This is a genomic window from Flavobacterium aquidurense (assembly GCF_001404985.1).
GTDB classification, from domain to species: domain Bacteria; phylum Bacteroidota; class Bacteroidia; order Flavobacteriales; family Flavobacteriaceae; genus Flavobacterium; species Flavobacterium aquidurense_B.
On record NZ_JRLF01000006.1, the window covers coordinates 601,880 to 609,296 of the forward strand.

At 34.7% G+C, this 7,417-nt stretch carries 6 protein-coding genes; 5 read left to right on the plus strand and 1 reads right to left on the minus strand.

Going from position 1 to position 7,417, the window contains the following annotated elements:
• Position 1: 1 nt before the first annotated feature.
• The 4 genes from RC62_RS04240 (at position 2) to RC62_RS04255 (ending at position 5,798) form a co-directional block, all read left to right on the plus strand.
• Positions 2 to 1,258 carry a sensor histidine kinase gene (locus RC62_RS04240; RefSeq protein ID WP_055092899.1) on the plus strand — a complete coding sequence of 419 codons (1,257 nt, stop codon included), beginning with the start codon at positions 2 to 4 and terminating at the stop codon, positions 1,256 to 1,258.
• Positions 1,258 to 1,662, plus strand: a complete 405-nt coding sequence (locus RC62_RS04245) for a response regulator (RefSeq protein WP_055092901.1) — start codon at positions 1,258 to 1,260, stop codon at positions 1,660 to 1,662. Before RC62_RS04240 ends, RC62_RS04245 begins: the two co-directional genes overlap by 1 nt.
• A 782-nt stretch (positions 1,663 to 2,444) precedes the next feature.
• Positions 2,445 to 4,256 (plus strand): T9SS type A sorting domain-containing protein, encoded by a 1,812-nt coding sequence (locus tag RC62_RS04250; protein WP_055092903.1) that lies wholly within the window; start codon positions 2,445 to 2,447, stop codon positions 4,254 to 4,256.
• A 45-nt stretch (positions 4,257 to 4,301) separates the two neighbouring features.
• Positions 4,302 to 5,798, plus strand: coding sequence for a hypothetical protein (locus RC62_RS04255; RefSeq protein WP_055092905.1), 1,497 nt, complete (start codon positions 4,302 to 4,304; stop codon positions 5,796 to 5,798).
• Between the two features lie 62 nt (positions 5,799 to 5,860).
• Here the strand turns inward: RC62_RS04255 and RC62_RS04260 are convergent, their stop codons facing one another.
• Entirely contained in the window at positions 5,861 to 6,739 is an 879-nt protein-coding gene (locus RC62_RS04260; protein WP_055092907.1) for an NAD(P)H-binding protein, read from the minus strand.
• An 83-nt stretch (positions 6,740 to 6,822) separates the two neighbouring features.
• Here RC62_RS04260 and RC62_RS04265 point away from each other — a divergent pair, with 83 nt between their 5' ends.
• The gene (locus RC62_RS04265) at positions 6,823 to 7,188 is read left to right on the plus strand and encodes a winged helix-turn-helix transcriptional regulator (protein ID WP_055092909.1); all 366 of its coding nucleotides are present in this window, start codon (positions 6,823 to 6,825) and stop codon (positions 7,186 to 7,188) included.
• The last annotated feature ends 229 nt before the right edge of the window (positions 7,189 to 7,417 follow it).

Consider the following 7,417-nt stretch of genomic DNA (forward strand, 5'->3'; position numbering starts at 1 on the left):
TTTGAAGGACAATAATACAAATATAGAATCCCTAAAAGCTGAAATAGCTTCCTTAAAAGAGCAACTTTACGAGTCTAATAGTATTGTTGATGCTATAAAGGAGGGGGATGTTGACGCATTAGTGGTAAATGCAAACGGAACGCCGCAGCTTTATTCGCTTGAAACCGCAGATTATACGTTTAGGCTCCTGATAGAAAAATTTGGACAAGGGGCATTGAGTATTTCCAGAAATGGACTTATACTATATTGTAATGATTATTTCTCTAAACTTATAGGCATACCTGCCGAAAAAATAATTGGAAATTACCTGTACCAATACTTTAATAGTATGGACAATTTTGTGCCCATTATAGAAGCTTTGAAATATGGTATTACCACGCACGAAATTGTTTTTAAAACGCAAACGTACAGAAAAACTTTTCCTGCCTATATTGCCGTTACAGATCTTGAACCGGCCGTTCAGGGTATTGGGATCGTAATTACAGATCTTACAGAGAAGAAAAAACACGAAGATGCATTAATACAGCATCAGAAAGAACTCGAAGAAAAAATTCATGAGTTAAATAGAATAAACGCTAATCTGGAGGAATTTATTCATGTAATATCACATGATCTTAAAGAACCACTTAGAAAAATTGTGATGTATAACGGAAGAATAGATGCAAGTTATCTATCTGAAGCTGATGCCAAATCTATGAATGTGATGAAATCAGCAGCTTTAAGATTAAATTCACTTGTAGATGATCTCGTTAGTTATTCATCGCATACGGCACAGGAAGAACGTTCAGAAATTAATCTGGTAGATGTAATTAGAGAAGTTACGGATGATCTGGAAATTATAATATCCGATAAAAAGGCAGAAATCAAAATAGGAAAACTGCCTACAATAAAAGCTTCAAGAGTACAAATGCGCCAACTTTTTTCTAACCTTATTTCAAACGCCATAAAATACAGCAAGAAAGATAGTTTTCCTCTTATTGAAATTTCTCAAATTGATACTTTTGAACCTGAAATTCAAAATCAAAACCATCAGTTTATTAAAATTCAGATAAAAGATAACGGTATCGGGATGGAACAAAACCATCTTCTTAAAATCTTTACCATATTTCAGCGCCTGCATGCCAAAAATGAATATTCCGGTAACGGAATTGGCCTTGCGATTTGTAAAAAAATCATGGAAAATCATTCCGGAAATATTACTGTGGTAAGTAAACCGAATGAGGGCACCACGTTTAACCTTTATTTCCCAATAGTATAATGCCAAACTTAAATAATCTACATATTATTATTGCCGAAGATGATATCGATGATGCAGATATAATCTGTCATACCTTTACTAAAAACCCTGATTTTGCAAAAGTAAGTCTTGTGGGCAATGGTGAAGAACTTTTAAATTATTTAGAAGATGCCTCAAATGAAACTCCGGACATCATTCTTACAGATATCAATATGCCTATACTGGACGGTATTGAGGCATTGCAGCAAATTTTGAATAATAACGATTTAAAAACAATTCCGTGTTTTGTATACTCAACCAGTATAAATCCGGTTTATAAAGAAAAATGCGACATGCTGGGCGTAAAAGCCTACCTAATAAAACCGTATTCTATTGAAGGTTTTGACGAAATTCCTAAAAGTATACTTTCGATTATCGAACAATAATACTGAAATAAATAACTACATAATAGCAAAAGAGCTGGTCTAACGATCAGCTCTTTTTTTATACCTCCTCAATTTTTAGTTATTCTATACTAAAACTACAATTTCACTATGTTTTCTTCAAAATCCAATCTCGAACAATTTACTATGCTAACATAGGAAATTACTTAAATAATTGTTTGCTATTTTAAAATAAATAAGAATTTTTTCAATATATTTAGTAAAATATCTTACTTATACTACAATGTTGAGTTGTTAAAATATTGCGGAATATTCAATTTAACACAATTCACAAGGTAAAATTTGTAAGATTATTTATGATTTAACACATTGTTCCATTATTATTTCGAAGCTAAAAAATTTCATATTAACCTCATTTCCATCAAAATACATCATTAATATAAATACGTTCTTATATTTTATAAAATTATTCTTACCTGTTGATTTTTAATTACAGTAAAATAAAATCGTTTTATGAATTTTTATTCCCCAATCTAAAATTATCATATGAAAATCAGAAAGTTAAAATTACTATTAGCCTTATTTCTTTGCATGGCTTTTAAAAGTTATGCCGCGCCTTCTCCTCCACGACCACAAGCAATTCCTCCTCCGGTAGGTGATCCGGCGCCCATAGACAGCGAAATTTGGATATTATTCGCAAGTGGTCTTTTGCTCGGCATATTTTTTCTGTTTAGAAATTCAAAATCGACAGCATAACTATCACAAATGTAAATTAAGATGAACCGCAAAAATCCAAATCTATTACTACACTAAAAGTGAAAGTTATGAAAAAAACAACATTACTTATTTTGATACTGGCCACTACAAAATGTATCTCACAAATTTATTTTAGTCCTAACGCAAGCATGTACGTAAAAAACGAAGTATTATATGTACAGCAAAATATAAATTTAGACGCTACTTCAAATTTATATTTAAGAAATAATTCACAATTGCTGCAAGGATCTGCCGGAACTTCAACCAATCTTGGGACGGGTACTCTCTCTGTTTATCAAGAAGGTACATCAGACAACTTTGATTATAATTATTGGTGTTCTCCTGTGGGAAATGCCTCTGCTACTCCGGGAAATGAAAACTTTGGTATTACAATGTTAAGCAGACCAACAAATTCAACTGCTTCAACAACAGCAACTATTCTGGTCGCAACTAATTCAAACGGAACTTCAAACCCGCTTGCAATTGCTTCAAAGTGGATTTATAAATTAATTAATGCCAATAATTATTCGCAATGGCTTTTTGTTGGCGGAGCTACAACCCTGGCTCCGGGCGAAGGTTTTTCTATGAAAGGCACAAGCGGTACAGATGCCGTCGATCCGGAAGGAACCGGTGTTACCAATAATCCCGGAAGTGCCCAGAGATATGATTTTAGAGGAAAACCAAATGATGGCAATATCAGCATTACTCTAGGGATTAATAATGCCACATTAACCGGAAACCCTTATCCCTCAGCTTTACATTTAAATGCTTTTCTTTTAGATGCTTCTAATACCGCAACCGGAGGCGTAGCTTATTTTTGGCAACAGGATAAAACAGTAAATTCCCATACTCTTATAAGTTACAAAGGAGGATATGGATCTTATTCTCCGGTAGATTTGGTTTCTCCTGGTGTATATGTGCCTGCCTTTTTTAGTTCTTATAATGCAGATGGTTCCGTAAACAATACAGGATCCTCATCCGGAATTGTAATCAACAGACAATATTCTCCTATAGGTCAGGGATTTGTGATTAGTGCCACTGCCAACGGAACTGCAACTTTTAAAAATAGTCACAGGATATTTATGAAAGAAGGTTCAGGATCATCTCAATTTGAAAGACAAACTCCAAAAGAAAAAACGGTTCAAAAAGAAGATTCTGCTGAAGCAGCTACAGAAGAAGTTGTAGAAGAAGTTCCTCATTTTAAGTTAAATACGATCATTAACAACGAATTTACAAGACAACTGGCTTTGGCTTTTGTACCACAAGCTACGGATGGAATTGATATAGGTATTGACGCCTTAAACATGGATGATTCAGTGCCAAATGATGTGACTTTTTGGTTAGAAAACGGAAGTTATGTAATTCAGGGCGTTAATTTTGATGAAACAAAGAAAATAGCACTTACTGCAAAAGTAGCGACAAACACTACTTTTAAATTCTATATTCCCGAAGTGGTAAATTTCGATAACTCGCAAATGATTTACCTGTATGATGCTCTTGATAACTCTTATCATGATATAAAAAACGGAACATATGAAGTTGCCGTTGCTCCGGGCGTATATCCTGACCGATTTAAAATCACATTTAAAAGCGAACAAACTCTTGGTACCGGCAGCCAAACCTCTAAAAAATTCTTTATTATACAGGATAATGCCAATAGTAAATTAAAAGCTGAAAACCCTAATAATTTAGCCATCAAATCATTTAAGTTATACGATGTTCTAGGAAAAGCTGTGTTATCTAAAAAAGACCTTGGAACAGATGAGAATTTTACTTTTTCGACCAGCGGGTTAAGTAACGGAATTTACATTGCCGAATTCTTAACAACCAATAATGAAAGACTTACTGAGAAAGTTGTAATCTCAAATTCAGGCAAATAATTATATCCTTTAAATAAAATATACACCAAACTAATATTAGAAATTATGATCAACAAACCTACTCTTCAAAATCATAAAAAATTACTATTGCTGTTTTTAATCCTTTTAAGCTTAACAGTAAATGCACAAATAGGAATTGGGACCACAACACCAAATGCAAGTTCTATTTTGGATGTTACTTCAACAACAAAAGGAATGCTGACGCCCAGAATGACTACTTTACAAAGAAACGCCATAACAACTCCCGCAGACGGATTAATGGTATATGATACTGATTTAAAAGTCTTTTACTATTACTCAGCAGGGACCTCAACATGGTTGCCAATTGTAAGCGGCGCTCCCGGAAGAACTAATTTTAAACGTATAAAATCGACAGATGTTTTGGCAACTGTTTTAGCTACTGAACTTGCTGCCGGCGGCGGATCAAAATATGTTCTGAATACTAACACTTTATATGAAATTAATGGTATAGTACCTTTTAATTTTCCTATTGATTTAAATAATGCCTATGTACAAGGCTTAGATGCAAATGAAGATGTTATTATAAGAGCTACAGGTAATATTTTCGAGGGAGCAAATGGAGGAAGTATCAGGGGGGTAACTCTTATTGCTACAGCCGGAAGCGTATTTAACCTGAGCGGTGCAGCAACTCAAAATTTAATTTTCAGGGACAGTGTTGTTGCCAACTCCAATTCGGTTGGTACAGTTTCAGGTTTTGGACTGGTATTTTTAAGTATTGTTAACTTTTCAGCAAATACAAACGGAATTACCTATAATAATATTACACAATTATTACTTAGCAATATGGGATGGTTTGGTAACAATACCGGAACGTATGAAAAACTGACCGGAAACTTTACATTGGTCGAAAAACAAGGTGGTTTTAGTCAGGTTGATGGCTCTGCTATAGGTTTTGATGTATCAGGAAATCCTACAATCAGTGGCGATGCAGTATTAGAATCAGTTGTATTTACCGGTACAAATCCAACAGGATATGTTAAACCATATACCGCAGGAGGAATTTATACGGGATATAATTTTACAAATAGCTGGAATGTGAGATCTGCCGGAATACCAACAGAAGCAGATGCAAGTGCTGTTGGAGATTTTTCTATGGATTATACTGTTGGTTCTGGTGCCAGTACTGTATTTAATACCTCTAATCCCAGTAATATTACAAAAGTTCTTGGGGTTTCAGCATCGTATAATTTATTCAGATTCGCGCTGGATGCAATTCCAAACGCCAATAACAGATTACGATATATGGGTAAAAAGAAAAGAATTTTCCAGCTAGCAGGTTCTATCTCTTTTCAGGTTACAAATGCAGGAACTTATATCATTTATGTTGCTAAAAACGGAACTCCGTTAACACAATATAAAATCTACGGAAAAGGTTTGCAGGCACTTGATATTGTTGTACTTCCGTTGAATGCATCATTTGAATTATCAAATAATGATTATATCGAAGTATATGCACAGCGATATACCGGAGGTACTGCAGATGCTATTATAACTCCAAATATGACGGTGACTATTAAATAATATTTACGATTCAAAAGATAAAAAATAAAAAAAGCTGATTTTACAATCAGCTTTTTTTTAAATTAAAATTTCGCAGCAAATTCTTTTGCAAAATCTTCCAGTTTAATCTTGCCATCAACGGAGAAAGTATTGCTTAAAAAATGTTCCTGAATTTTACCGCTTCTTAATCCTGAACCCATTTCCTGATACAATCCAGCGATTTCTTCCGGTAATCCGGCTTGTTGCATTCCGCCAAAAGATTGCTCATCCGTAAATTCAATCCAGGGTAATTCCGGTTTCTCAATTGCTTGACCTAAATTTTTTGCCACATCACCAGCTGTACGAACGTCACTTACAATGTAACGTACATTTTTACCAGAAGGTGTTTTTTGCAATTCTTCAGCCGCCGCAATGGCAATATCTTCCGGATGTACAAAAGGAATCGTAGCTGTAGCCGGATAATTAGATCCAATAATTCCCGCGCCTTTTATCATAGGGACATCATTGTACAAATTGGTGTAGAAAAATCCCGCACGTAAAAAAGTAATCGACACGTTTTCTAGTGTTTCATATATTTTCTCGATATTGTAAAGTCCTGCAATCGGACCGTTTCCTGTTGGTAAATCTGCACCAATACTACTTAGCATTACCACACGCTTTACTCCTGCTGCAGTTATAGCTTCTGCTAAAGCTTTACCTGCAGTTGTTGTATTGGCAATAATATTCGATCCTCCTAAATTTGGCGGAGTCATTGCAAAAACAGCATCTGCTCCGGCAAAGGCATTTTTTAAAAAAGCAACATCATTTACCGAACCTATTACGGCTTTTGCGCCTAAAGCTTCAATAGCTTCAACTCTGTCATTATTACTGCTAATAACGGTTACATCATGTCCTGATGCAATTAATTTTGTGGTTAAAGGTTTTCCAATATTTCCTAATGAACCTGAGATTGTAATTTTCATATCTAATTTATTTTTTTATTAACTGTAACAAAGGTATATTTGTACTTACTTTTATACAAGTACTTACCCTAAAGTATGCACAAATGACAGCAATCAAAGAATCATCAACAATACAGGAAAATAAGCAGTATGCCTTAGAAAAATGTCCTGTAACCTATGTAATGGAAAAAATTGGAGGATACTGGAAACCCATTATTATCTACCATCTCTCTGGCGGAAGCAAACGCTATAGTGAACTTAAAAGAGCAATTCCTGCAGTAACAGAGAAAATGCTGATTCAGCATTTAAAACAACTCGAAGCAGATAATCTTGTTATCAGAGAAGCAAAACCTGTTGTTCCTCCTTATGTAACCTATAGATTAAGCAAAGCCGGAAATGGTCTGATGCCGGTTATTGAAGCAATGGCAATCTGGGCTTTTAAGGATAAAGAAGACGGATTTAGTAAATAATCCGGGTTTTACTATTTATAAAACCAGTTCATTAAATTACCCAATATCTTTCTATTTTTACGTAAAAATATATCCACATGAAAAATATATCAATACCACAAGCAGGTCTGATTTTACGAATAGTTTTGGGCATCACAATGATTTCAGCCGTCGCAGATCGTTTTGGACTTTGGGGCGCTCCTGGCGATCCGGGAGTAGCATGGGGAAATTGGGAAAATTTTATTGCCTA